The organism is Lacticaseibacillus zeae subsp. silagei, assembly GCF_030770335.1.
GTDB classification, from domain to species: domain Bacteria; phylum Bacillota; class Bacilli; order Lactobacillales; family Lactobacillaceae; genus Lacticaseibacillus; species Lacticaseibacillus zeae.
This window is the reverse complement of the sequence record NZ_CP132484.1, coordinates 1211171-1236027: the sequence shown is the minus strand read 5'-3', so window position 1 is coordinate 1236027 and position 24857 is coordinate 1211171. Positions and strand designations below refer to the sequence as shown.

At 45.2% G+C, this 24857-nt stretch carries 16 protein-coding genes and 1 pseudogene; 4 read left to right on the top strand and 13 right to left on the bottom strand.

What is annotated here, in order from left to right:
• Positions 1-12: 12 nt before the first annotated feature.
• Positions 13-774, bottom strand: coding sequence for an ABC transporter ATP-binding protein (locus tag LACZS1_RS05905; RefSeq protein WP_070650141.1), 762 nt, complete (start codon positions 772-774; stop codon positions 13-15).
• Between the two features lie 301 nt (positions 775-1075).
• On the opposite strand from LACZS1_RS05905, the gene LACZS1_RS05900 reads away from it, so the two are divergent.
• The 3 genes from LACZS1_RS05900 to hflX all read left to right on the top strand — a co-directional run bounded on the left by LACZS1_RS05900 (position 1076) and on the right by hflX (position 5400).
• A complete protein-coding gene (locus LACZS1_RS05900; protein WP_010491485.1) occupies positions 1076-2746 on the top strand; it encodes an APC family permease in 1671 nt (556 codons plus the stop codon).
• A gap of 282 nt (positions 2747-3028) precedes the next feature.
• A complete protein-coding gene (locus tag LACZS1_RS05895; protein ID WP_070650142.1) occupies positions 3029-3910 on the top strand; it encodes a diacylglycerol/lipid kinase family protein in 882 nt (293 codons plus the stop codon).
• A 194-nt stretch (positions 3911-4104) separates the two neighbouring features.
• On the top strand, positions 4105-5400 hold the full coding sequence (gene hflX, locus LACZS1_RS05890) for a GTPase HflX (protein ID WP_070650143.1): 1296 nt from the start codon (positions 4105-4107) through the stop codon (positions 5398-5400).
• A gap of 127 nt (positions 5401-5527) precedes the next feature.
• On the opposite strand, the gene LACZS1_RS05885 is transcribed toward hflX, so the two are convergent.
• The 8 genes from LACZS1_RS05885 to LACZS1_RS05850 all read right to left on the bottom strand — a co-directional run bounded on the left by LACZS1_RS05885 (position 5528) and on the right by LACZS1_RS05850 (position 15470).
• Positions 5528-6508 carry a polysaccharide deacetylase family protein gene (locus LACZS1_RS05885; protein WP_070650144.1) on the bottom strand — a complete coding sequence of 327 codons (981 nt, stop codon included), beginning with the start codon at positions 6506-6508 and terminating at the stop codon, positions 5528-5530.
• Positions 6509-6644: 136 nt separating this feature from the next.
• The gene (locus tag LACZS1_RS05880) at positions 6645-8969 is read right to left on the bottom strand and encodes an LTA synthase family protein (protein ID WP_070650145.1); all 2325 of its coding nucleotides are present in this window, start codon (positions 8967-8969) and stop codon (positions 6645-6647) included.
• 293 nt (positions 8970-9262) lie between these two features.
• Positions 9263-10312, bottom strand: a complete 1050-nt coding sequence (locus LACZS1_RS05875; RefSeq protein ID WP_070650146.1) for an EpsG family protein — start codon at positions 10310-10312, stop codon at positions 9263-9265.
• An 81-nt stretch (positions 10313-10393) separates the two neighbouring features.
• A complete protein-coding gene (locus LACZS1_RS05870) occupies positions 10394-11029 on the bottom strand; it encodes a CpsD/CapB family tyrosine-protein kinase (protein WP_070650147.1) in 636 nt (211 codons plus the stop codon).
• 62 nt (positions 11030-11091) lie between these two features.
• Positions 11092-11784 (bottom strand): YveK family protein, encoded by a 693-nt coding sequence (locus LACZS1_RS05865; protein ID WP_025013850.1) that lies wholly within the window; start codon positions 11782-11784, stop codon positions 11092-11094.
• Between the two features lie 86 nt (positions 11785-11870).
• Complete coding sequence (gene wzx / locus LACZS1_RS05860) at positions 11871-13310, bottom strand: O-unit flippase-like protein (RefSeq protein ID WP_056945697.1); 1440 nt, start codon at positions 13308-13310, stop codon at positions 11871-11873.
• Positions 13311-13324: 14 nt separating this feature from the next.
• A complete protein-coding gene (locus tag LACZS1_RS05855; RefSeq protein ID WP_070650148.1) occupies positions 13325-14461 on the bottom strand; it encodes a glycosyltransferase in 1137 nt (378 codons plus the stop codon).
• A gap of 43 nt (positions 14462-14504) precedes the next feature.
• Complete coding sequence (locus tag LACZS1_RS05850; RefSeq protein WP_070650149.1) at positions 14505-15470, bottom strand: glycosyltransferase family 2 protein; 966 nt, start codon at positions 15468-15470, stop codon at positions 14505-14507.
• Positions 15471-15904: 434 nt separating this feature from the next.
• On the opposite strand from LACZS1_RS05850, the gene LACZS1_RS05845 reads away from it, so the two are divergent.
• Positions 15905-17629, top strand: coding sequence for a putative glycosyltransferase family protein (locus tag LACZS1_RS05845; RefSeq protein ID WP_070650150.1), 1725 nt, complete (start codon positions 15905-15907; stop codon positions 17627-17629).
• Between the two features lie 914 nt (positions 17630-18543).
• Here LACZS1_RS05845 and LACZS1_RS05840 read toward each other — a convergent pair.
• The 4 genes and pseudogenes from LACZS1_RS05840 to LACZS1_RS05825 form a co-directional block, all read right to left on the bottom strand.
• Positions 18544-18879: pseudogene (locus tag LACZS1_RS05840) on the bottom strand (C40 family peptidase); the annotation flags it as partial.
• A 190-nt stretch (positions 18880-19069) separates the two neighbouring features.
• Positions 19070-20461, bottom strand: a complete 1392-nt coding sequence (locus tag LACZS1_RS14190) for a glycoside hydrolase family 73 protein (RefSeq protein WP_172493468.1) — start codon at positions 20459-20461, stop codon at positions 19070-19072.
• Positions 20462-20729: 268 nt separating this feature from the next.
• Positions 20730-22460 carry a putative glycosyltransferase family protein gene (locus LACZS1_RS05830; RefSeq protein ID WP_172493471.1) on the bottom strand — a complete coding sequence of 577 codons (1731 nt, stop codon included), beginning with the start codon at positions 22458-22460 and terminating at the stop codon, positions 20730-20732.
• Between the two features lie 201 nt (positions 22461-22661).
• Positions 22662-24734 carry a GW dipeptide domain-containing protein gene (locus LACZS1_RS05825; RefSeq protein ID WP_070650151.1) on the bottom strand — a complete coding sequence of 691 codons (2073 nt, stop codon included), beginning with the start codon at positions 24732-24734 and terminating at the stop codon, positions 22662-22664.
• Positions 24735-24857: the final 123 nt, after the last annotated feature.

Sequence of the window (24857 nt, the reverse complement as noted above, 5' to 3'; positions counted from 1 at the left end):
CGTTTTCGCCTCCTACTTCTGGAATGTTCCGAGTGTCTCAAGAATCTCCTGATAAAAGGCTTCTTGGCTTTTATCACCATGTTTCAGTTCAGAACCGATCTGCCCGTCTTTGATAAACAAAATCCGACTGGCATAACTAGCCGAAAACGGATCATGCGTCACTAGCAAAATCGACACGCCTTCATCCTGATTCAGATGGGCCATGGTATCCAGCAATTCACGGGCCGCCGTGGAATCGAGCGCTCCCGTTGGCTCATCGCCAAACAGAATATCCGGCTGCTGAACCAATGCCCGCGCTGCTGCCACTCGCTGCTTTTGACCACCGGAAAGCTCGGTCGGGTAATGATCCAGCACCGGTTCGATGCCCAACGTCTGCGCAATTTTATCCACCGCTTTGGTCTGCTTCTTGGCGCTCACGTTCTGCAGAGCCAGCGGCAACGCAATGTTTTCCCGCCCAGTCAGATTTTCCAGCAAGTTGAAGTCCTGGAAAATAAAGCCGATGCGTTTCGCCCGAAAATCAGACAGTGCGTTTCCTTTTAGCTTGGTCACGTCATCCCCCTTAATCCGCACGGAACCGGACGTCGGGGTATCGAGCGTACTCAAAATATTTAACAGGGTGGTTTTCCCTGAGCCGGAAGCGCCCATAATGCCGACAAATTCTCCCGGTTCAACTTCAAAACTGACGCCTTTTAACGCAGGTGTCTGCTTCTCCCCGCGTTTACCATAAGTCTTGGTCACATTTTCAACGGTGACAATTGGTTGTTGTTTATCCATGATAAAACCTCCATTCGCCAAGTCACGGCGCTTGCTTGATTAATTTAATAATAGTGGTTATTAATCGATTTCTCCTGTCCATGCGCTAACAGTTGGCCTTTGGAAACTAACGGGTTTGTTAGTTCCATTAGCTTTTCTTTACTTTTTCCACCAAAAAGCCCTAAATCCTTGCTATAATCACTATTGATTCATGAAAATACTTATGAAAGTTGGTTCGTCGTGGGAAAATTTCGCAACAAAGCTCCGGGTCTAGGTTCGCAGTTAGTTCAGCACTCAACCTAGTAAAGGAGTTTGTTTTAATATGAACGATTTGGAAAAACCGCAAAAACAATATATTCCCTGGATGGTTGTCGGCCTCATGGATTTTGTGACCGTAATCGGGTTCGACGACATCATCTATAACTTCCAGAACCAAGGCTTGGTTGCCTTCACGAGCTGGATCATCATGACCTTCTTTTATGTCATCCCGTACAACCTGATTGTGGCGCACATGGGATCGACTTTTTCCGAACACGGCGGCGGGATCACCAGCTGGATGCGCGAGACCAATGGCGATACGGTTGGCTACTATGCTGCGTGGTTCTACTGGATTACCGGCCTGCCTTACGTGGTGGACGTCGCCAATTCCGTCGTCATTTCATTTGGCTGGATCACCAACGGCAATGGCAATATTCAAGCCAACCTCGGCAACGCATGGTTCGGCATTCTCACCGCAGTTATCTTCGTGATCTTTATCTGGCTCCAGCACTTCTTCAAAAATAAAAGTCTTGAAATTATGTCAACCATTGGCGGCGGTGCCATGTTCATCATGACCATTTTGTTTGTGGTGATGACCTTCATCGGCCTGTCCAAAGGCGCCCCGATTGCCACTCGCCCGTTTGACTTCAAGGCCTTCATCCCCAAAGACTTCTTCTCGCTGAGTTTCCTGTCGACTTTTGGCCTGTTCGTTTTTGCCATGAACGGTTCGGAACTCGCTGCGCCGTACACCAAGGACATGCGCCATCCCGCGCGTGACTTCCCCAAGGCGCTGAAAATGATTGCCATTATGACCATGTTTCTGACCTTATTCGGCACCTTCTCACTAGGGGTCTACTTCAACGCCCATCACCTGCCGAACGACTTGAAAATGAACGGTTCTTACTATGCGTTTCAGGCGATCGGTCGCCAATTCGGTCTCGGCAACAGTCTTATGTATCTTTTCGCCGTGGTTCAAGGCATTTATATGCTCGCCCAACTGGCGGTGATTCTAGATGCTTCTACGCGCGTCTTCCTATCTGACGTTGCCAAACGCTTCATGCCGCGGCAGTTGACCAAAATGAACGAAGACGGCTTGCCGATCAACGGCTATTGGATGACAACGATTCTTTGTGCGTTAATCATGGCGTTAGGCGCTTTGCTGCCGAAAATCAACGATATTTTCAACTGGTTATTGAACCTCAATGGCATTGTGAGTCCCTTGTCAACCTGCTTCCTATTCTGGTCCTACACGATGGTTCGCCTGCATCAGGATCGCTTCCCGACGCCGGATTATACGTTCCTCAAGAATCGTAAAGTCGGACTGGTAGTCGGCATCTGGATGCTTGGCATTACTTTTCTGCTCGGCACCCTCGGCTTCTTCCCGACCGATGCAACGGCTGATACTTTTGCCTTGATGCTGGTGCTGAACATTGTGGTGCCAATCGGGATGGTGGCACTCGGTGTCTTGATGCCGTGGATTGCTAAGCGGCAGCGCAATACTGTTAGCGGCCTCGCGTTCAGTCGCAATACTTGGCTCGTCTTCACGGCGCTTAGTCTGGTTGGGCTGATCGCAGCTGCAACCTATGGCATGCATGTCAACTTGCTTAACCACTTAACGCCGGTCATTCAGTGGGCCATTATTATTGCTGTTGATCTGGCCATTGCTGCCGTGGTGATCAAAGTCACGGCAAACGGACGGCATCAACTGTTGGCAACACCGGACGACGAAGCGTAAAACTGCTTGCCGATCTTTTTAAGTTCAAACAACTTTAAAAAATCATGCTCCGGAGACAATTCCGTATCTTCGGAGTTTTTTAATCTGATTGCTTGCCCGTCAGACATTTGGGGCAGCAAGGCTTGCTCGCTGCCATGATGGTGTCCACTGATTCAGCTGTCAACACGGTGATCACTGTCGCGGCGTGATAAGATTAATAGTAAAGAGCGATATTGTTTTTAATTTGTGATGATGCCATTTCTTTTAACAATCGTCACATGTCTTGATAAGTAGGAGGCTGCTATGCTTAGCTACACGATCATTTATAATCCCGCTTCGGGTCACGCCAAAGGCCCAACAGCGGCAGAAGTGCTCAAAGCGAAACTCGAAGATCGCCAGCGGCTGGTCACGATGAAGCCCACAAAAAATGCCGATGATGCCCGTGAGTTTGCTGCCCGGGCCCACTCGGATGTTGTCGTTGCAGTTGGCGGCGATGGCACGATTAATCAAGTTGTCGCCGGCCTAGCGCCACGACAACAACCGCCAATCCTAGGCATTTTGCCAGAAGGAACCGTCAACAACCTGGCCAAGGTGCTGCACATCCCCTTACTATTACCTCTGGCTATCAAGAACATCCTCGAAGCCAAACCCCAGCCGCTCGACGTCGCGCAGGTCAATGACCGCTACATGGTCAGTACGCTGACGCTTGGCGTTCTGGCCAATGCGGCGCTGTCGGTCACGCAAAAAGAAAAACGCCACTTCGGTCCCATCATCTACTTACTAAAAGGCTTTAAAGTTCTGGCACAACACCAGCACTGGCAGTTGCAACTAGACACCGCCCATCACCAATGGAAGAAGGACACTCAGTTTCTGCTGGTGACCATGACCAATTCAGTTGGTGGTTTCACCAATGCCGTTCCGGATGCAACGCCTGATGACGGCCACCTGCATGTCTTCATCGCGCCTAAGCTTACTTGGTGGCGTTCACTGCTTGCGATCCCTTACTTCATCACCGGCAACTTTCAGAAACTGCCGGGTATGACCTATTTTAAGACTGAACAGCTCACGATTCAGGCACCTAAAACCCTGCAAAGCCGCGTTGATGGCGATCCGAGTGCGAAGACCCCGCTGAAGCTTGCCGTGATTGCCGATCATATTCAGGTACTGGCACCGCCACTTAAATAAACGAACAACGCGTATAACAGCAAACAAAACTTTTCACAGCGCAATTCGCTCGCCAGCTAAAATACCGCGTGTTACACTAGTCTTATTCAAATGAAAGGGGTGAATCGCCATGCGGTTACGCAAGGTTGCACCATGACTGATGATCCGTTAGCACCGATCCGCGGCGATGACGCCCGGATCTATGAAAGGAATTTATGACTGAACAAATATCCAATGAAGTAACCTCTGAAAACGTTTTGATCGCAGGCATTTCCCGTCAGCAAGCCGATTTTGATTACACCATGACCGAACTTGGCGAATTGGCCAAGGCTGATAACTATACGGTTGTCGGTGAGGTCCGGCAGAACCTTGACCGCGCCGTCGCTGCCACTTATTTTGGCTCCGGCAAAGTCGAAGAAATCCGCGAGCTCGCCAATGTTTGCGATGCTACCACGGTGGTCATTAACGATGAACTCTCGCCGTCGCAACTGCGCAACCTTGAGAAGCAAACCAAATTGCACGTCATCGACCGTACGCAGCTGATTCTCGATATTTTTGCTGACCGGGCCCGTAGTAAAGCAGCCAAAACGCAAGTCGAAATTGCCCAACTGCAATACGCCTTGCCGCGCCTGCATCCCAGTGCCAACCGCCTCGATCAGCAGGTTGGCGGCGGTGCCGGTTTTGCAACTCGTGGCTCCGGCGAAACGCAACTTGAACTCGATCGCCGAGTGCTCAACAAGCGCATTAGCCACCTGCGTCAGGAACTCAAAGAAGCCAGCGTTGGCGATCAGGTTCGCCGCGCCCGACGCGAAGACAATGCGATTCCCGTCGTTGCTCTGGTTGGCTACACTAACGCCGGCAAAAGCACCACGATGAACGGACTCCTGCAACTCTTCGCTGATCGTCCGGAAGACAAACAGGTTTTTGAAAAGGACATGCTATTTGCGACGCTGGACACCAGCGTGCGGCAAATCACCTTGCCAGACAATCGCAAGTTCTTGCTCAGCGACACAGTCGGCTTCGTCTCCAAACTGCCGCATAACCTAATCGACAGCTTCAAAGCCACCTTGGCAGAAGCCGCCAACGCCGACCTGCTCATTCAGGTTGTCGATTACTCCGACGAGAACTATCCGGAAATGATGGCTATCACCGAGAAAACGCTCAAGGAAGTCGGCATTCACAACATCCCGATGATCGAAGCCTACAACAAAGCCGATCTACGTGAAGGCACCCGGTATCCGGAAGCCACCGGCCAACGCCTCATCTACTCGGCCCGCGACAAACGATCGCTCCAGGCACTCACACAACTCATCAAAGCCGGCTTATTTGGCCAAGATGAAGAACACACGTACCTGATCCCCTTCGATCAAGGACAACTAGTCAACTATCTGAATCAAGAAACAGTCGTTAAAGCCACCGACTACACAGAAGACGGCACCCGCATCACCGCGGTTGTCAACCCGGTTCAGAAGGGTAAGCTGGCTAAGTTTGCGGTTAAGGAAGAAGTCTGAAGCACCTGAGTTAAATCGAATATGAAAAGAGCCTCGCTATTGCTGCTTGAATGTTTCAAGCGGCTTGGCGAGGCCCTTTTTGGTCGATTTGATTTTTTCGTGCACATTTTTTACGGAATGCCAAACATTATGACAAAACGCCAAATTCATACCCGTTACTGCGGTAATAATCAATAATCTTCGGCAGCGTCTTCACAGTCATATCCTTCCCGATAGCATCATGCATCAACACGACCCGCACGTTACTGGTCGGATAAACCGCTAACGACCGCAAATGGTATTGCAACATCGCCGCTTCCGTTTTCGGTTCCTGGGCCGGACTTAACGCATCACCCACCGCCGCATTCCAATCCACCCAATCAAGCCCCAGCTGGGTCAAACCAGTATCAGCGGCCGTCAATCCTTTCCAGCTAAAATGACCACCGGGATAACGCCACAGATGTGTCTCAAAATCAGGCCCCAATACTTGCTTCACTGCTGCTTGCTCCATTTTGGCCTCATTCTCGATGACCGAAGCGGCGCCGATTCGTCCTGGATAAAGCAAATTGTAATTGTGCGTCATGCTGTGCAACCCGATGCTATTGCCGGCATCATATTCCGCCTTCAACACTGCGGCCGTCTCAGGCGAAAGCTGGCGACCGACCACAAAAAACGTAGCATGAACGCCTGCTTGATTAAGGATGTTCAGAACCTGCGGCGAATTGACTGTGTTCGGGCCATCGTCGAAGGTTAGGAAAACTACTTTGTTCTTGATGTTGCTGGTATAAGGAGCCGTCATTTCTTTTTTGACTTCGGCGACAGGATAGGCGTAGGCGGTGGCGGCAGGGACGTGCGCTTGACCGATATTTGACGGCAATTCAGCTGAAGCTTGTTTCCGTTCAGCTTGTTCCGCTACTTTTCGCTTTCTACTTGAAGATGCCCGCCGCGCGGATGCTTGCGCTTTAGATGTGCTGATGCTGTTGGCCACAGCACGTTCATGACTCGCCTGGCGTGCCCGCACCTCAGCGGCATGCCGATCCACCAATGACTTAACGGAAAGCGCCCCTGCCACAATCAACGTTAAACCGAGAGCGACCAACCACCACTGCCATTTGAAGCTGCTTTTCATAGTTAACCCCGCCTATCTTTAAAACGATATCCGGTTTTGAGTTTACCATGAAGCTTGGGGGTATGGGGTAGCGGAAGGCTGGATTTTAATAGTGAGGTCATCGGATTTTCACTTTAACCGCGAGTTTAGCCAAAAATCACTTGAACTGCTTCTGATTCATCATATAATTCGACTTCATGTAGTATTGAATATCGTCAAACTTTTTAATGGCCTGTTTCTGGCTCTTCCCTGGCTTGGTAGTCAGCTTGCCATTGATCATATAATGATTCTTCTGACCAAATACCGGAACCTGTCCCTCAAGATTCTGCAAAACCTGCATGTACTGCGAACCTTTCCACCCGGCATGGGTAAAGATTTCGGGCAATACGTACATTGGACTGATGGTTGGGCCGGTACCCGAAAAGTCTTTCGCCATTATTTTCTTTGCCGCTTCATTAGCCCACATCACATAAGGCGTGTTGTAGTAATTCTCATAGCCTTCTTGGGTAGATTGTTTTAGATTAATGCCAAGCATTTTGTAAGTCGAATTTTGGTCACCGCCCCACGGGTTGTGATCCCCCCAAAATGCCAGAACCACGGGTTGATTTAACCGATCAAGTTTATTTGTCAGCTTTAGAAGTGCATCTGATGTCTCTTTAACGCCGGTCAGATAATTGTTGATGATGGCATAATCGTCTTTGTTGTATCCTTTCTTCCACGGCAACAAGGAATCACCATCGAACTCGGTTGAATACGGGCCATGATTTTGCATGGTCACAGTTTGATTGAAGAACTGCTTACCACTCGCATTCACCTTTTTCAGTTGTTTGACCAGATCATTGAAAACCTTCGTGTCAGGAACAACATCAACGTCAGCAACATGCTGGTCATAGTAATTATCCCTGAAAAATGTCTTTTGAAAGCCCAGATAGCGGTCGATATTCTGCCGGTTGTAGAACCATGCGTCGCCAGGATGCATAAATCTAGTGATATATTTTTGTTCATTAAAATACTGAACAAAAGAATTGGTCATGCCATTGATTGGGCTTAGTTCAGAAAAACCGGTCAATACCTTACGTTCAGTATCAACAGTGCCACCACCAAAGATGGTTGTTGTTAGTTGACCTGCCATTCCTTCAGAGGCCACCTGATGAAGTCCAGCATAAACAGAGGGATCAATTTCCAAATCTGACCATTTCGAAAAATCTTGAAAAGCTTCCAACTGAATCGTTATCACATTGAGCCGTTTATCTGCAGGGATATCTTGGTACTGATAAGCGCTCAATGCCTTTTTTGCAGTGGCGGCATTATAACCTTCTGGCACAATCACCCAGTCATTTTTGACCGAATGAATGAACGAGAACATATAACCATTGACGACATACCGATCGGCGTCTGGCCCCCAAGGATCGTTGTTAGCTAAAGTGTAGTAATCATCGACTAGATAATAATGATTCATCATAAATACGGAGCTTATAAACACCAACCCCAGCGTTAGCAGGCGAACCCACCAGCGAAGCGTTGTTGTTTTCAAAAAACGACCTACAATTACTGCCAGAATCAACAAAACAGCTATAACCAAAAAGTATTTGACAGGTGGAATATAGCTGTATCTTGAACCCATGTTACTAGCCTCTGACGCCAACGAGATATCCGAATACTCAAATGGATAATCGCGATATTGCAACATAAAATAGTTAACGAGCGCAACGACGATCGCTAGAACCTGCCCCACAAGAATTGCGATTGTTACGCGATTAAATAGCAAATATCCTATCAGCATAAAAACAAAAATAGGCAGAATGTTTAATAAAATTAAACGCAGGCTCTTAAAGACAACATTAGTGAGATCGAGGTTATAGGCGGCTGAAGCCATATAAATCGTGACCACAGCAGTGAAGGCTGCCATAGCAAATAAAGCCACCACGTTTCTTAAAAACAGAACAGTTTGATAGCGGTTGAAGCCTTTAAAACTGGTAAAGAAATGCTGATTTGCATAGATTCGGGTTTTATTCTCAAACGATGTATGGTGCACGAACGTTTTAAAAAAACGCGGCGACACAACTAACGATTCCGGCTGTAAAAAAGCTATTTTAGCGCTGAGAGTTCGGGCTTTTGGTAAGCGTAAACCTTTCTCATCAATATCCAAACCAACGATGCGCGAATCGGGTACTAGCCAATTCAACATGAATACCGGCACATCGGCAACAATAAAAGTAGTAGCTTTGACGCGGCGGCGACTACGGTTGCTTAAACGCCGTCCAAATTGTCGCCACTTTTTTTCCGGCAATGGTTCATTTATGAAATAGCGCCAGTATTTGACCTGATAATCCAGTTCATCTAACCGATGCAACCAAAAAAGCAACCTAGTGATTAGCATGGGGAAGACAATCCAGAATCGCCACGGCTTATAGCGCAAGTAAAAGGTAAGCATCGCAGTTTTAACATTCAATCGATTGAAACGCGTATCCAGATCAATCACTTAACAGAACCTCCCATAAAAGACGGCCGTCCCCCAGCGGCCTTTATAAATAAGTTTATAAAAGAAGCGTAGACAGTATATGAAAATAATCATATCATGTTCATCTTGCAAAAGGTACTGCAACTCTTAAAGCTGTCACATGATGCCGATATCTTGGCCCACCTGACTTATTCAAAAACGACAAAACGTTCAGACACACAGAAAACCTCGGGCGCTCCGCTATCTAAAATATTATTTTTGAAAACACAAAAAAACGATTACCTTGCTTAAAGGCAACCGTTTCTGATAAGCCACTAAAACGCCATCTGGTAAGGAATAAACGTCTTATAGGCCCCACTGATTAAGAAAATGAGGACGAAGATCACACCGCACACACCAACCATCGCCAAAGTCCGCGTCCGTTTTGGCATAATCGAAAACACAATCGTTGGCAGCACAATCGTCTCGGTCGTTGTACCAATAGTCGACAGACGGCCCCCGATGGTTGATAACTGCGAAAGTGACAACAGCGTCAGGGTGGCAAATAAGTATACAATCATCAAGAATTTAAACTTAGCGCTTCCGCCAATTAAGGTATCCGCAATCATACCACGCTTTAAGATATAGAATCCTGTGACGCAGATCAATACCTGCATGAGCGTCACCGGATCAAATAAACCCGACGAGAGATAACTCGCGTTTGTCACATAAGGTGCGTATCTCGGTAACGTGTGGACAATAATGACACTCAGAATCTTAGGTGCAACGAAGCCCACAGCTGCACCAAGGGCTAAGAATCCGATCACCCATTTAAAGTTGATTTTACGGAACAGTAACCAGAATGGGTAAATTAACAAGAAGAACAACGCTGAAATATGGATCGTAGCCGACAAGCCAACAATCAGTAGAAAAGGAAGCGGCTTTTCGTCATATACAAACTTTAATGCCAGCATACAGGTCACGCAGACAAGCGAAGCCCGAATCTGTCCCATATCCCGCATGAAGAAAAAGCGACTCATGTAGTAAGCAATCGGAATGATTGCCGGACGGAAATATTCCCTTGCAAAGAAATAAAACAGCACTAAGGTCACTGTTGCCCATGCCAGTAAAAAAAGCCAAAAAGGGGCATGCAATCCGTTAAAAATATTTCGTAAAAACAAAAATCCAGGTTCAACCTGCCCTGCCGAATAATCACCTGCATAAATGGTCTTGTATGGCAAAAAATCGTTACCGGTTTCATAGCGTAATCCGGCAACCAGCGCGAGCATTATAACACCTAGCCATGCCCAGACAGACGACATTGTGACACGTCCGAGTAGCATGAAAATGATCATAATTGCAAAGAGACCTAAATAAAAAGCCACAACATCATTCTCCTATTGCCTTTATGCACCCAGCGTCTCATAGTTTCGGCGGTGAAGCCGTTTCTCTTCCAAGTTTCGACACTAGGTCTGATTCAACACAGTCCCGATTAAAGCTGCCGGTAGTTGTCGAACCTGTGCGATCGTTTGCGCGACATCACGTTTTGATGGCCCATCAGCCTTCGCAACAACTACCACGCCATTAGCAAGTTCCGCAATAAGCCCTGCTTCACTCGCGTCTGCCATCGCCGGCCCATCAATCAAGACGACATCAAATTTATCTTTAACTTGATCAAGGAATGCTTTGAATGCTGAACCAGCCAACAACGTTGCCGGATCGGCAAGGGATTCGCCTGCAGGTGCAACCGCTAACTTTTGAATCTTGGTTTCTGTAATCAAATCATCAGCTTTAACTGATACGGCGTCTGCGCCTACCAAGGATGAAAGACCTTTATTAGGCTGAAGATCAAAAACCGCTGCCAAAATTGGGCGATGCAGATTACCTTCAACCAGCAACGTCCGCTTCCCTTCCACTGCAAAACTAGCAGCAAGATTCGCCGCAACATAGGACTTACCTTCACCAGCAGTGGCAGAGGTGATCAGTAAAACAGAAACATCGTGACGACTCGTCTGTAATGACAGGTTGTTTCTAAGCGTCCGAAACTCCTGACTAGAAACGGATGTATCACTAACAAATTGATGTGCAAGTTCGTTTGTCATGGAAAACTCCTTCAAAATTGGATGTGCTCAAGTCAACATAGCAATATCAACGACTGCAAAGCTTACAGTTTCTTAGCAGAAATAACCCCGAGAACAGGTGCTTTGGCGACCTGTACAAGCGTTTCTTTAGTCTTGATCGTTGCCTGTTTGATTTCTCTGAGAACAATCCAAGCTAACCCAACCAAAAAGCCAATTATTGCGCCAATCACAACCAAAACAACCGGTTTCGTACCGGCTGCCACATCACTCGGCGTCGCCTTTGCCAAAATGGTCACCGTGTCCGTGTGGTTGGTGATCGTACCGACTGTCTTTTGAAAAGCAGCTGCAACTTCATTTGCGATCAAAGCAGCATCCTTGGCATGTTTAGATGTTGCATGAATTGAGAAGGCTCTTGAATTGTCTTCATTGTCAACTTTAACCTGCTTTTGAAGATCACCACTTGTGATATTGAGATGGTCTTTTTGTGCTAGCTGCGTTGAGGCCTCATCAAAAACTGCAGCTGTTTTAAAAAGGGATTTGCCAGTGGCAAGCAGCTCCGAATCATATTGATTCTGGTTCAACATCTGGCTAAGGGACTCGGTGTTGTTTTTTTGCTGATTGATGACGGTTAACGCCGTCGACGAATAGGAAGGCTTCATCATTCCAAAAGCAAAAGCACCAGCTAACACAGCACCCACCAATAAAGTGCAAAGTGCCAGCCACCAATTCTTTCGAAGCGAAACCATTAGTTCTTTCATACTCAGTAAGTTATCCATGATTCCTCCATCATAAACTCATTTCTTGATCAACAGATATCGGTCATGTCTGCTGCGTTTTTATCATACCGCAGAGACGGGAAAAGTCATACGTTTGAACCGGATTTAAAGAAATTTGCAAAGGTTTTTCCCCACGCAATCGTACCTCGTTTGATGGAGGCCAATAGCGTACTATCAATCATCTTATAGTAATATGTTGGCCATCGCCAGTTGTTGTACAGCCCCTGAACCAGAATCGGGAAGAAAAGCAGGAAATAAATATTCCCCCCGGTCAGCTTGAGACCGAGCCATAACCCGACTAAGTTAACACCAGCCGAGATGAGAAATGCTTTTGTGTACGGAATAATATTGGCATTAGCAATATATGATGCATGCACTGAGTGTTGCTGGTAAAGAAAATAGTAAAGGATTAACGGCAAAAACACCTGTAACGTCGGAACTGATTCAGGCTTTATCAACTTCAGTAGCGGGAAGATCACTAACAAGGTTCCAACAGAGGCAATGCCAAAAAGCCAAACATAAGCAGCGACTGCTTTCGATGTTTTCTCTCGGATCGAATCAAAATCCTGCTTAACAAAGTTTGATTGCAAAATCGGATTATATGCCCCGTTGATTGCTGAAGAAGCTGTTCCGATAGCCGAAGCAAACTGGACGCCGACCGAATAGACACCTGTCACCGACAGCGGCAAGAACGCACCTGCCATTAGTGACATACCTTGGGAAGTGACATAATTCGACATGCTGACCAATCCGTCGCGCCAAGTGTTCGGCCAAATGAACAGAAAAATTTCTTTAATTTCGTGCCAGTTCATTGGCGATTTAAGCTCTTGGCGATGAGCCCGCACCTCATCATCCTGCCAGTAAAAATGACTGCAGATCGTTCGAAAAATAATGCCATACATAACCAAGCCAATGACCGGAGATAAAATCGACGGATAGACTAGGAAGCCACCAAAAGTCAGCAGAATCTGTAGCGAACGGGAAAATACCTGTGCTTTGTTGACTGAGTCGATTTTGCCAGAACCACGAAGCAACGCCGAAAAGTAACCGAAATACAAATTAAGGAAAAGCGAAAAACAGAAAACCAGCCAAGTCCACTTATATTCGGCGGCAGGTAATTTGCTGAACACAAAAGCGTTCATGTAGATTGTGCCGAAGATGCCGACTAAGACAACAGCAACAATCGCCAGAATCATGTAAATAGCCCTAGCAGCGTGAATTGTCGAAGCCAGCAAGTGGTAGTTCACGACTGTGTGATCATGTTCCTTATCAACTCCGCGCGATTTTAATGTTTTCGCACCAGACCAAATATACGCAATATTGCGGGCAAATGCTGGGTCAAATCCAAAATCAAACAACGCGATGAGACCGTTGATACTTAAAATTAAATACCAATAGCCAATCTCTTGAGGATTAAGGAAATGAAAGATGATCGGCAGTAGGAGAAAATTGCTTGCCATCGAAAAAATGGTCCCCGCATAACTCCATACAATACTTTTTCTGGTCACTTCAAACCGATTTGGCAACTCGTTTCCTCATTTCACTTAGTTTCAAAACTTGCATAAATATGGCATAACCGCTGTTGCATCAATGGCCACGCGAACTCTTTTTGATATATTTTACGCATTAGATCGGCTTCTTTGGCCCAGTCCTGACGCTTGTCAATCAGTTGCTGGAGGCCAGCACCAATGCTCTTCTCAGAGGTTCCACAAACAGCCCCAAAACCATACTTGGTTAACCAATTTGACATGCCGGATTTTTCGACCATTAATAGCGGCTTGCCGAGTTCCATAGCTTCAAAGAATTTATTCGGGGAAGCATAAAGATGATTCTTAAGCACCGGATCATAGAGCGCGACCAAAATGTCCGCCGTTTTCTCGATGCCATTCACCTTTTCATAGGGCACAACACCTAAATAGTCAATTCGCGATGAACGTTTTGCGGCATCAGCAAACATCTCCTGATATTGACCCTGGCCGGCCACAGTTAAAGATAATGCCGGATTCGCCTCAACTGCGCCTAATAGTTCTGGCAGGCACCTATACGGACTTAATCCGCCAATATAGACAATTTTAAAATTCTTTTGCGTCGGATCAAATTTTTCGGCATCCTCGGCAACAGGACTATCTAACGGTGAATTATAGATCACTGCCAAATTTTTCGGCTTGGCCGGTTCAATTTGGCGGCGGCGATCCTCCGAACAGATTAACGTCCAGTCGGCTGTCGCCATCGCCACATTTTCCCAGTGAACGACCATCTTGCGATACCACCCCGGATAGTTTCGCGTGTCAGGCGCATAGTCAAAGATATCATAAACAAATTTAGTTTTGGTCTTCGCTACGACCTTGGCCGTCACATAGCCCGTATGCACATTACATGCCTGAACCGCGTCATACTCGCGTAAATGCTTACGAAGCCAACGATACAAAAAGGCCTCAAACCGCATAAATGCAAAAACCTTAAAATATTTAAAAGAATACGACAGCTTGATGCCTGTGAAAATTGCCTTCAAACGTTGACCATCGAATTCAAAGGTATCTGTTGTCATTCGGCCATGCGGATCTTCGCGCCAGCCAAGAATCGTGACGTCGTGTCCGGCAGCTTGCAGCGCCGCACTCTCCTTTAACAATCTTGAATCATCATCTACGTGTCCGGTCGACACAAACAATATCTTCATGGTTCCTCCTGATCCGTTCACTTCATTTCCCCGCAGCATCAGATTAATAAAAGTATTTTAACAAAAACGGGAAAACATCCAATACTCTGAATTTATATAGCAATATTTTGACCATCAATTTTTTGTCGTGGTTGAATGATAGCAGTTGTTTCCACGAGTACTGCGCCATTTTGATTCGAATGTGCTGTTTAACCTGAGAATCTTTTACTTTCGCCAAATTTTGAAAATAAATGGATAAACGCCTTCTGATCATATAATCATCAATATCTGCTTTTTTGGCCGAATTGTTCTTCCGAAGTTTTTGTTCAATCTTGTCTACAACCCTGGCATAATCCATGAGTTTGACCGCATTGACATCATGAACAATAGAGCCTGCGTGTTGGTAATAATCATACAAGGTTTCGCGTAATCGGTAAATGTGATTAGCGCGAAGTAGGATAGGTACAAAAAAAGCTAGGTCTTCAGCAAACGCAAAGTCCGGAAATCGTTCCTCACCGATTAGACTTCTGGCAAAAACTTTGTTGTGCGGAAAGCCTCCAATCGGATCATGTGCTCCTGTCAACATTTCGTGGAGAATGTTAGATAAGTTCGTCTCTTCAGCAGTTTCAGGTGATTGGGAGCTTGTTGTAGCGGCATCCTGTTCAGTCAATGAGAGGTAGTCAAAAATCAGCAGATCAAAACCAGTGCCATTAATGATCTTTAAGATTTTGTTGATAGCGTTTGGTCGAATTGTATCGTCGGCGTCGACAAACCAGATATACTTGCCGTGGGCATGTTCAAGGCCAGTATTGCGCGCAAATGCAACGCCTGCGTGAGCTTCGTCGATCAGTAAACTGTTCTTGTGCGCTTCATGGAAGTGCTGAAGCAGTTGGGCACTTTTATCGGTCGAGCCATTATCAACTAAAACGATTTCCACTGTTGGGGGGATTGCGCCTAGACTTTTAAATAGTCGAGGTAAATAGTTCTGGCTATTAAATACTGGGATAATGATGCTCAGTTGGTCGTTCATGGTGCCCTCCGTTTAATGTTGTAGCGCCTTGCTTGCTTTAAGTAAAATGTAACCTAGCTTTTATGGCATAACAGACCAAAGCTGTGGTTGATGCCATAAAAATAAAGCCCTGCACTCCGGTGACAAAAACACTGCCAAAACAGCTCGTGACTTTCCCGAGCATTATACCACAGGTTAGTATCTTCCCTGAGACAATCTTGCAGGTTCCTGCAGCGTCTGGATGAATAAATTCTTCTGGTCACTCAGAAACTCATCTAATCCAAACTATGCCTATGGTAAAATATTTTGGTCGTATGATTGGCAGCTTGCCAAAACTCGATCACCGCGGCTAAACATACTGGTCTTTTCCTAACCGTGTTTGTTTTACACGATATCAATTGAATGCCAAGTCTGTTTCCAGGCATGGCTTACATAATAAGGAGTAAAAATCAACCATGAAAATCAACAGTAATCGCATGATCAAGAACGTGATCATCATATTAATTCTATCTGTGGTTAGCCTGTTCAATGTTCTTCCTGTTCTAAAGCTTAACTTTGCGACTGCATATCTAGGCGATGATTTCTTTTTCCACGTTGAAAGGGTCCTAGCACTGAGCAACATCTTCCAAAGTCCTGTAAACTTTAACGTCTTTGGGCAAGCAGCGACGATGGCCAACATCTTTTACCCGTGGGAAACGGTCTATCCGCTCTATCTCATTTATGCTGCCACCGGCGACTTTATCTTCAGTTATAAGCTCTTCTACTTCCTGTTAACGTTTGTAACTGCGCTATTAGCTTACTGGTGCATCTACAAAATATCAAAGAACACATTTAGTGCATTGTGTTTTTCCGTTCTTTATATTTTCTCATTCTACAGAATTTCAAACTTCTTCGTTAGAGCGGCACTTGGCGAAGTTGTCAGTATGACCTTCTTGCCGCTGGTCCTATTAGGATTATATTATGTCTTATTTTCAGACTTTAAAAAATGGCGCGTACTGACGATCGGCATGACGCTAGTGACATATTCGCACGCGTTATCGCTATTTATGACAAGTGTTCTCATCATTGTGGCAACAATTGCCACGATTGGTTTTACAGACGACAAAATAAAACGTCTGATTAATCTTGTTAAAGCGGGTTTCTGGACATTCTTACTGTGTTCACCTTATTTATTTTTGGTGGCCAACACATCGCTAAAAAACGACCTTTACATTAACTGGACCCAGCCGCTAAAAGGCATGTCTCTTGTGCCGTGGTTGGCAAACTCACTGAGCAATCAAATGTATCCAAATCCAGACGTCAAGAGCAGTCTCGGCGCCTCAGTCGTTATTGCACTAGCCATCGCATTAGTCATCTTCGTATTTTCAAAGAGAGTTCGTACACCCTTCAACACATTTTGTTTATTTGGTGGCATTGGCATCCTCCTGCTATCAACTTCCATCTTCCCTTGGGCTTTGACAAACCAAACACTCTTCAGCCGAATTCAGTTCGTATGGCGATTAAACGCCTATACGTCTCTGCTAATTTTAGCCAGCTTCAGCATGCTGGTCGGCATGATGATGCCCAAGAAAATGCCGGCGCTAAAACCGATTTTGCTGGTAGGACTAGTTGTTTGCCTAACGATTAGTAGCGGCTCTGCTTTCGCGACTTTTGCCAAAAACAAAGCCGAAAAGAATCCGCGCGATCACCAAATCACCAAACTGGCGAGAAATATCTTTTATGGTGATTATTCACCTAAACAAGTGATTGACACGAAAAATCTTCAGCAAGTCTTGCAGAAACAATATTTCCTTAATCGCCGACCGATCCAGCCAACTACCAAGTACACGGACAATATTTATACGATAAAGCTCTCGAATGCAACTGGCAAAGATGCAATTTTGAAAGCACCTGTATTCTGGTACTCCTACCAAACTGTTACCGTCAACGACCAACTCGCAACTTCCAAGATGTCTTCTGCAGGAACGACTATCGTCAAGATTCCTAGAGGTAAAGCGACTATCACCATATCATATCATTACCCAGAGCTTCTTTTAGTATTCATCATAGTCGCAGTATTAAGCCTGGTTTCCCTAATAATGTCAGCACATTATTTTAAAGAAGTAATTGCCAGGGCCTTTCCTAACAAAAAGCAGGAACTTAAGGCTGTGACATCAAATAAGGATATTATCCGCTCGTAAAAAGCATGGCTGAATAAATAAATAATTAAAAACTGTCTAGCGATGTATTCGATCCCTAGACAGTTTTTATATAAACAATTTTTAAACCCCTTTAGACATTTATCCACAAACTATTTGCATGGCCACTTTATCCTTAAGTCATTCATAAACGATTTCCCGATAAATTTCAGCTACTTTTACTTCGGTACGTTTACGACTTGTTCAAACGTAAAGTCTGAGGCGTTGTTATTTCCGTCCGGATCAGACGTGTAGCGAGCCAAGATGCGTATCTGATGCCCCTTCAATGAATCAGGCAACTTAAAGGTTTCATCAAACCCGCTGTTCAACGAGCCTGGAATCTGTGGGTAAGCTCGTTGGACATCTGGCCGTTCGGTTCGATTAATCTTCCACCGGGCTAATTCCTGATTGGTGTTGGCGTCTAAAGCAAACAGATAACTAATTGGTTTGTCCGTAGAGTTTGAAGCCGCTGACCAACCTCGGAGCGTTAAAGTATCCTGACCCACATTGTATTCGTCAAGATGCCCCTCTGATTCAACTTGTGGGATTGAAATAACCTGATCAAACGTAAAGTCGCTTGCATTATTGTCACCTGCAGGATCAGAAGTGTAGCGTGCCATAATACGCACTTGATGGCCCCTCAGTGAATCAGGAATTGTAAGGTTTTCATCAAAACCACTGTTCAATGAACCGGCTATCTGTGGGTAGGCTCGTTGGACATCTGGCCGTTCAGTTCGATTAATCTTCCATCGAGCTAATTCCTGGTTGGTATTAGCATCTAAAGCAAACAGATAACTGATTGGTTTCCCGACTGAATCAGAGGATGCAGACCAACCGCGAAGTTTCAAGTTAGCTTGGTTGACGCTATATTCATCAAGACTACCCTCCCCAGAAACATTAGGTGTATCTGGAAGAACCCTTCTTGCAAAGTCAGGCATATAATACTTAAGTGCCGTCACTTTTACAACATCGCCGGGTTCTGGTGCTTGAATCATATTACCATCGCCAATATAAACTGCATCGTGATAGCTTGCTCCTCTACTTCCCCAGAACAAAATGTCACCTGGTTGCAGTTCATTTAAACTTACTTCTTTGCCAACCGTTTCCTGTTGAGTTGTGACTCTTGGCAAATTTATACCCACAGCATGGGAGAAAACGTACTGCATCAATCCGGAACAATCGAAACTATCTGGACCAGCTGCTCCCCATACGTAAGGCTTTCCTAATTGTTGCTTAGCAAGATTCACGACAGCGGCCTGTTGGTCGTTCATTTGTGCTGCTTCAACCATATTTTCACGATTGCTGTTAGTCCATGCAAACACTGACACCAAAAGTGATAATAAGGTTATTAAAAGAAACCTTTCCTTACGTTTATTCACTTTGTAAATACCTCCCCATGAGTATGTCTACGTTTCCCAACATATGCGAAGAAAGCAAGCCTTTTTAAGATGCCACGTTTATGACTTGTTCAAAGGTGAAGTCTGAAGCGTTGTTATTTCCGTCCAGATCAGATGTATAGCGAGCCATAATGCGTATCTGATGTCCCTTCAATGAATCAGGCAACTTAAAGGTCTCATCAAACCCGCTGTTTAACGAACCTGGAATCTGTGGGTATGCTCGTTGGACATCTGGCCGTTCAGTTCGATTAATCTTCCACCGAGCCAATTCCTGGTTGGTGTTTGCATCTAAAGCAAACAGATAACTAATTGGTTTGTCCGTAGAGTTTGAAGCCGCCGACCAACCTCGGAGCGTTAAAGTGTCCTGACCCACATTGTATTCATCAAGATGCCCTTCCGATTCAACTTGGGGGATTGAAATAACCTGACCAAATGTAAAGTCGCTTGCATTGTTATTGCCAGCGGGATCTGAGGTATAGCGTGCCATAATACGCACTTGATGGCCCCTCAGTGAATCAGGAATTGTAAGACTTTCATCAAAACCACTGTTCAATGAACCGGTTATCTGTGGGTAGGCTCGTTGGACATCGGGCCGCTCGGTTCGATTAATTTTCCATCGAGCTAATTCCTGGTTAGTATTGGCATCTACGGCAAACAGATAACTGATTGGCTTTTCAGTTGAATCAGAAGCTACAGACCAACCGCGAAGTTTCAAAGTAGCTGGGTCGACACTATAATCATCCAGGCTTCCTGCTGCTGAAGTGTCCGAAGAAAAAGCCTCTTGATCCCAGCTTTGAAGGTTATTGGCTTCAATGATGGATATCAATTTATTAGCGTAATCAGGATCAGTGGCATATCCATCTTGCTGAAGTAACTGCGCCACCTGTTTATAATCCTTAACTCCTAACAAATTGTGATAGCGAGAATTATCGGTAAAGAAGTTTCCATGATCCTCCACGCTAGTCGACCAATCAGGATATTTCCGAAATTCAGCATTAACTGTTACCCAGTTTCCATTGGACCATTCAAGTGTTGGCATCTCAACATATTGCCCGTTATATTGTCCCTTAATACCGAATAGATTATTAGCTTGTGTAGAAAGTTGAGACGAACCCCAGCCACTTTCAAGAGCAGCTTGTGCGGCTGTAATTGACGGTAAAACACTATGTTTCGACCAACTAGCAATAGCTCCTGCTTTTATTTGATCTAGAAACTCAGATGGACTAGATTGAAGGATTTCCAAGCTTCGACCAAATAGATTAGTGCCATAAAACCCTGGACCAACTTGAGAATTCTGTTTCAGCGATCCTTGAACAGTTTCCTCATGCCTAGCGATATTTATGTCATGGTTCACTGATGATGCTTGAACAACAGAGGATCCACCAAACGAAACTAATCCAATCATCGCTGTTAAGAAAAATATCTTTTGATACTTCATATCAGCCCTCCAATACTTTTTGCCTGCAACATCAACAACTCTTATATTATAGTGCTTTTTTAATGATGTAAATGTTTCTTTTCACTCTGATAGGTAAAAGATGTGTAAAGAGTATGTATATTCGGCGATATAACAATATTTGTATTCAATGGGCGACTCTAACAGGTGGTAACTAGGTGGTACAACTGTTCGGTTTGAGAGTCACAATTCCAGCATTTTAAATAACGAGGTATAACTATCAAGGTCAGCAGCAGTGAGCAAAAGTGTGTTAACGCTTCAACAAGTGCACTTTGATCTTTATGCCTCCATAAAGTAAAAGACATGCAATTGTTACTACGTTAACAAAAACAGCTATCCAAAATATCTTAGAAGGTTTGTAACCCACCGTTATAGTGTTTTTGCCCAAAAGCGGTTCTACAATTAACACCCCGATGTTACTACGTTGGTATTCCGAAGAACGCAACAATCGCCCATTCAATCTAACTGTAGAATGTTTATAAACAATCACCGGTACGAGCGTTTGTTTCCGATTTTTCGCCTGCCATGTCATCGTAAGTTGGCTCTTCGCATTAATGGCTTTTTTGACATTCAACGGGTTATTTAAAATTTGATCTTTGTAAGCATCATAGGCAAAAGTGGTACTTCCTGCCGTTGCCACCGGCAAATAGTCCGGCGTGTTTTTGGTGACAACACTGAAAACATTGGATTGATCATAAGCTCGGTTGAACAAATCACGTATTTCTGCCTGATTTTGCACTGAGGAGTCCGCACTTACGGCCAGTTGATCACTTTGCCAAGCGCTTGCCTTTTCGTTGACCCATGTGTAACCGTTGATTAGATTTAATCCTGCAACACTGAGAAAAAGCGCCGTCATTAGCCGTGACTTTTGTGAAACGATATTGGGGGCAAATTTCTGAACGGATAGAGCGGTCGCTAAGATAATCATTGTGAGCGCAATCACGTTAAATCGTTGCGGAAATTGAACCGTTTGAATGACCGGAAAATGGGTAGCCAAGAAATTCCATGGAAAGAGCGGCGAACTTAGCCATAAAAACAAAAGGCCATCAAGATTGATAAGCTTCTCAGCGACGGTCAATTGCTTCCAACTCAGCCCAGCAAAAACCAGTTGCAAAACAATGATCGCAGACAAAACTAATCCCAGATCCAACCGTGTCATATTGCCAAGCGACAATCGTGAAGCACTACCGAGGAGATCTTCAACCCGATATGGCATGACGAGACGTTCACTATGTAAATCCATGATGGCCGCAAGCGTGACCGCGTTTAAACCTATGGCAACCGCAACGGCACTTCCTGCAGCAATGATAGTTTGCCGGCGATTTTTCGCTAAATACAGCCCAGAAATAAAGAAAACCGCAGCGCTTAAAACATAGATCAACGCCGTAAAGTTCTGTACTGCCATTAAGATTGCTGCAGACAGACCAAATAAAATCGGATTTATAGGTTTTTCGTGGTTTGTCACCATTCGAATCAGCGGAATGGTTGTGACGGGCAATAGCGCTGCTCCCCAGCCTCTTAATGCGGCATCTGTTACATAAAAGATCACTAAGGGTGTCCCCATGTATAAGACGCCCGCGGCAAACGCTATTTGACGTTTAATTCGACAATACCGTGCCAAAAAATACATGCCGCCGCCTGCCGTAAACAAACATAGAAAACTGGAAATCAGCTCAGCTCTAAACCAAGTTTTAACGATAACCAAGATAATACCGTGCAGATAGGCAAACGCACTGCCATAGACGGCATTGACGATTCGGCCAGATTGCTTAAATGCATAAATCGATTGGAAGAAGTTAAATTTGCCGGTTTTGATTTGCATGGCAGCTTCATAAAAACGATTCCAGTGAAATTCCCAATCATCCCCGACTGCCAAGGCATGGTAATTGATTTGTGGCGATAAAACAATCAGTGCCACCACCATCATAGCAGCAATCCATATCATTTCATGCTTCCATCCCGGCTTACTTGCTTCTTGCACGTTTATTCCTCCCCAAAACCGCCAACTTCTTCAAGTGTTAACTCACTTCCAATAGTTTACACGTTCCGAGCCAAGAAGATAACCCTATCATTTTTCACAGCGCCTTTTTCTTCATCAAAAAACGCCCCGCATCAACTGTAGAATGAATCTACTAGTATCTGCAGGACGTTAACCCCCATGTGAGATAATCAGGTTTTTAAACTATTTAACTGTCAAACCACCCTTGTCAATCCAATATTCATGCCCATCAGCAAACTTCACCTTGACATAGGTTCCGCGATCGGTCTTTTGTTCAACCGAGGCATGAACTTTTTGACCGTCATATTGTTTGGCATTATCGTTACCGACAAGTGTGCTGATGCTGGTATGATACGGTCCATCACTGTAAAGACCATCTACACGGTCCTTTTGATTGATCGTTGCATCATAATTAACATTATTCGTTGAAAGAATCGGACTTAATGACGAGAAGCTTGTAAGAGCGAGTTTATCCGTCCAGTAAGTCTGGCCGTTTGCTAAACGAATCTGTACATATGTCGAATGCGTTGAACGAGAAGTCGTTGCTTCGGTAAGCACTTGAACCAACTGACCGTTTAATGACTTAGCATTGTCATTACCGATTGCGGTTGTAGCTGAGGTGTGATAAGGACCGTTTGCATACAACCCGTCAGCACGATGACTTTGATCAACGATAGCAAGATAGCTTACGGATTTCTTAAGAAGAATCTTGTCATACCCTGAATTATCGCCGGTTTGCAAACCACGCTTATCAATCCAGAAGGTCTGTCCATCAGCTAAACGTACCTGGGCATAAGTCGTGCCGCCAGCTCTGCTGGTAGTGGCTTCAGCAATAACCTGAACCTTTTGGCCGTCATACTTAGTTGCATCACTATTACCGCCAGATGTTGCGGCAGAGGTATGGTACGGGCCGGCGGTATAAATACCATCGCCGCGACCTTGTTGCTGAATTGTGGCCGGATAGTCCACTGTCTGTTGCGAAACAATGCTGTCAAACGAAAATTGTGCGGTACCATTCTTATCAATCCAGAAAACTTTGCCATCCTGAGCCTTAACTTGCAAATAAGTGCCACGCGATGTAACCGCCTCAGCCTGAACGTGGACATTCTGATTGTTGTAATTGACACCATTGAAGTTAGAAATAGCAGTTGAAGCACTGGTATGATACGGTGCATCGAAATAAATGCCGTCTTTGCGAGTATCCTGATTAACAATGGTGACATCATAGCTGACGGATTTGTTTGACAAAATCGGGTCATAAGAAGGTGCTGGCGGAGTAGCTGCATTCGGTTGCGTAAACAGACCCGTGTAATCAACTGAAACATCGACTGGTTTAGATGCTCCAGGCAAATACGCTAATGAAGAATACTGCCATGCACCAAAATCTTGATTCCACATCGAGTTAGCGCTCGGCGTATACGGATAGTCCGCAACCCATGTCCGGTTCTTACCGACTGTCCCAATGGCAGCATTCGAGTAAGTATAATACTTACCGGTATACAATACATGATGCGTATAACCGCGCTGATTAAGTGTCTGCCAGAATGCATTTAAACTCGCCCCGACATCCCCACTTACATCGGAACCTTCGACATCGGCAACAACATTGACTTCTTTACCGACATTCAGCTTATCAAGTGTATTGGCAAAAAAATTAGCTTCAGCCACTGCTTCGGCACTTGAACCGAAGTGGCTATAGTGGTAAGCCGAAACAGTCATGCCCGCGTTACGCGCATATTGAATCTGCGATGCCGCAAATGGATTCTGATAAGACGTACCTTCTGAGGCTTTAACAACGGCACCTCTGACGCCCAACGAATGGAGGGTATTAAAACTGTCTTGATTCATCCACCCTTGATAAGAGGCGACATCTACAACATCTGTTCGTGGAACTGATTGATCCCCAATGGTAAAGCTCATCATTGTCTGTGCTTTGGCTGCAAACGCCTGCACATTCGATTGCGGTGCTGCCTGTAATGTTGCTCCCGCAGCTTGTGCACTTGAAAATGACCGCACACCTGCTGTCGTATTAGCACTGGGAACAGTAGTATTACCAAAATTAGAATGTTCGTTCATATCGTGAAACGATACGGTTTGACCCTGACTCGTCTGACTTGTTTGGGCGTTTGCACCTGTGCCTTCATCAGCTGCAGACACCGGTGTTCCTAAAACAAGCTGCGAAAACAGTATTGACGATGCAATCGCCGCAGATGCCCAAAATAACTTATTCTTCATTTTTTTCTCCTTTTTCCCCATAAGTAAACTCCTCCCCAACTTTTTCAAATTTCATAACAGGCTCATTATACATGGAGATCAACCGCATTTAAAGAAACAATATGATTACAAATTAACAGTTTCTTTATGTTACAGACGTTCAGA

What these genes read in the sequence shown, in the direction of transcription:
- LACZS1_RS05905 (WP_070650141.1), bottom strand. Translation starts at nt 774, where the DNA reads ATGGATAAACAACAACCAATTGTCACCGTTGAAAATGTGACCAAGACT.
- LACZS1_RS05900 (WP_010491485.1), top strand. Translation starts at nt 1,076, where the DNA reads ATGAACGATTTGGAAAAACCGCAAAAACAATATATTCCCTGGATGGTT.
- LACZS1_RS05895 (WP_070650142.1), top strand. Translation starts at nt 3,029, where the DNA reads ATGCTTAGCTACACGATCATTTATAATCCCGCTTCGGGTCACGCCAAA.
- hflX (WP_070650143.1), top strand. Translation starts at nt 4,105, where the DNA reads ATGACTGAACAAATATCCAATGAAGTAACCTCTGAAAACGTTTTGATC.
- LACZS1_RS05885 (WP_070650144.1), bottom strand. Translation starts at nt 6,508, where the DNA reads ATGAAAAGCAGCTTCAAATGGCAGTGGTGGTTGGTCGCTCTCGGTTTA.
- LACZS1_RS05870 (WP_070650147.1), bottom strand. Translation starts at nt 11,029, where the DNA reads ATGACAAACGAACTTGCACATCAATTTGTTAGTGATACATCCGTTTCT.
- LACZS1_RS05865 (WP_025013850.1), bottom strand. Translation starts at nt 11,784, where the DNA reads ATGGATAACTTACTGAGTATGAAAGAACTAATGGTTTCGCTTCGAAAG.
- LACZS1_RS05855 (WP_070650148.1), bottom strand. Translation starts at nt 14,461, where the DNA reads ATGAAGATATTGTTTGTGTCGACCGGACACGTAGATGATGATTCAAGA.
- LACZS1_RS05850 (WP_070650149.1), bottom strand. Translation starts at nt 15,470, where the DNA reads ATGAACGACCAACTGAGCATCATTATCCCAGTATTTAATAGCCAGAAC.
- LACZS1_RS05845 (WP_070650150.1), top strand. Translation starts at nt 15,905, where the DNA reads ATGAAAATCAACAGTAATCGCATGATCAAGAACGTGATCATCATATTA.
- LACZS1_RS14190 (WP_172493468.1), bottom strand. Translation starts at nt 20,461, where the DNA reads ATGAAGTATCAAAAGATATTTTTCTTAACAGCGATGATTGGATTAGTT.
- LACZS1_RS05825 (WP_070650151.1), bottom strand. Translation starts at nt 24,734, where the DNA reads ATGGGGAAAAAGGAGAAAAAAATGAAGAATAAGTTATTTTGGGCATCT.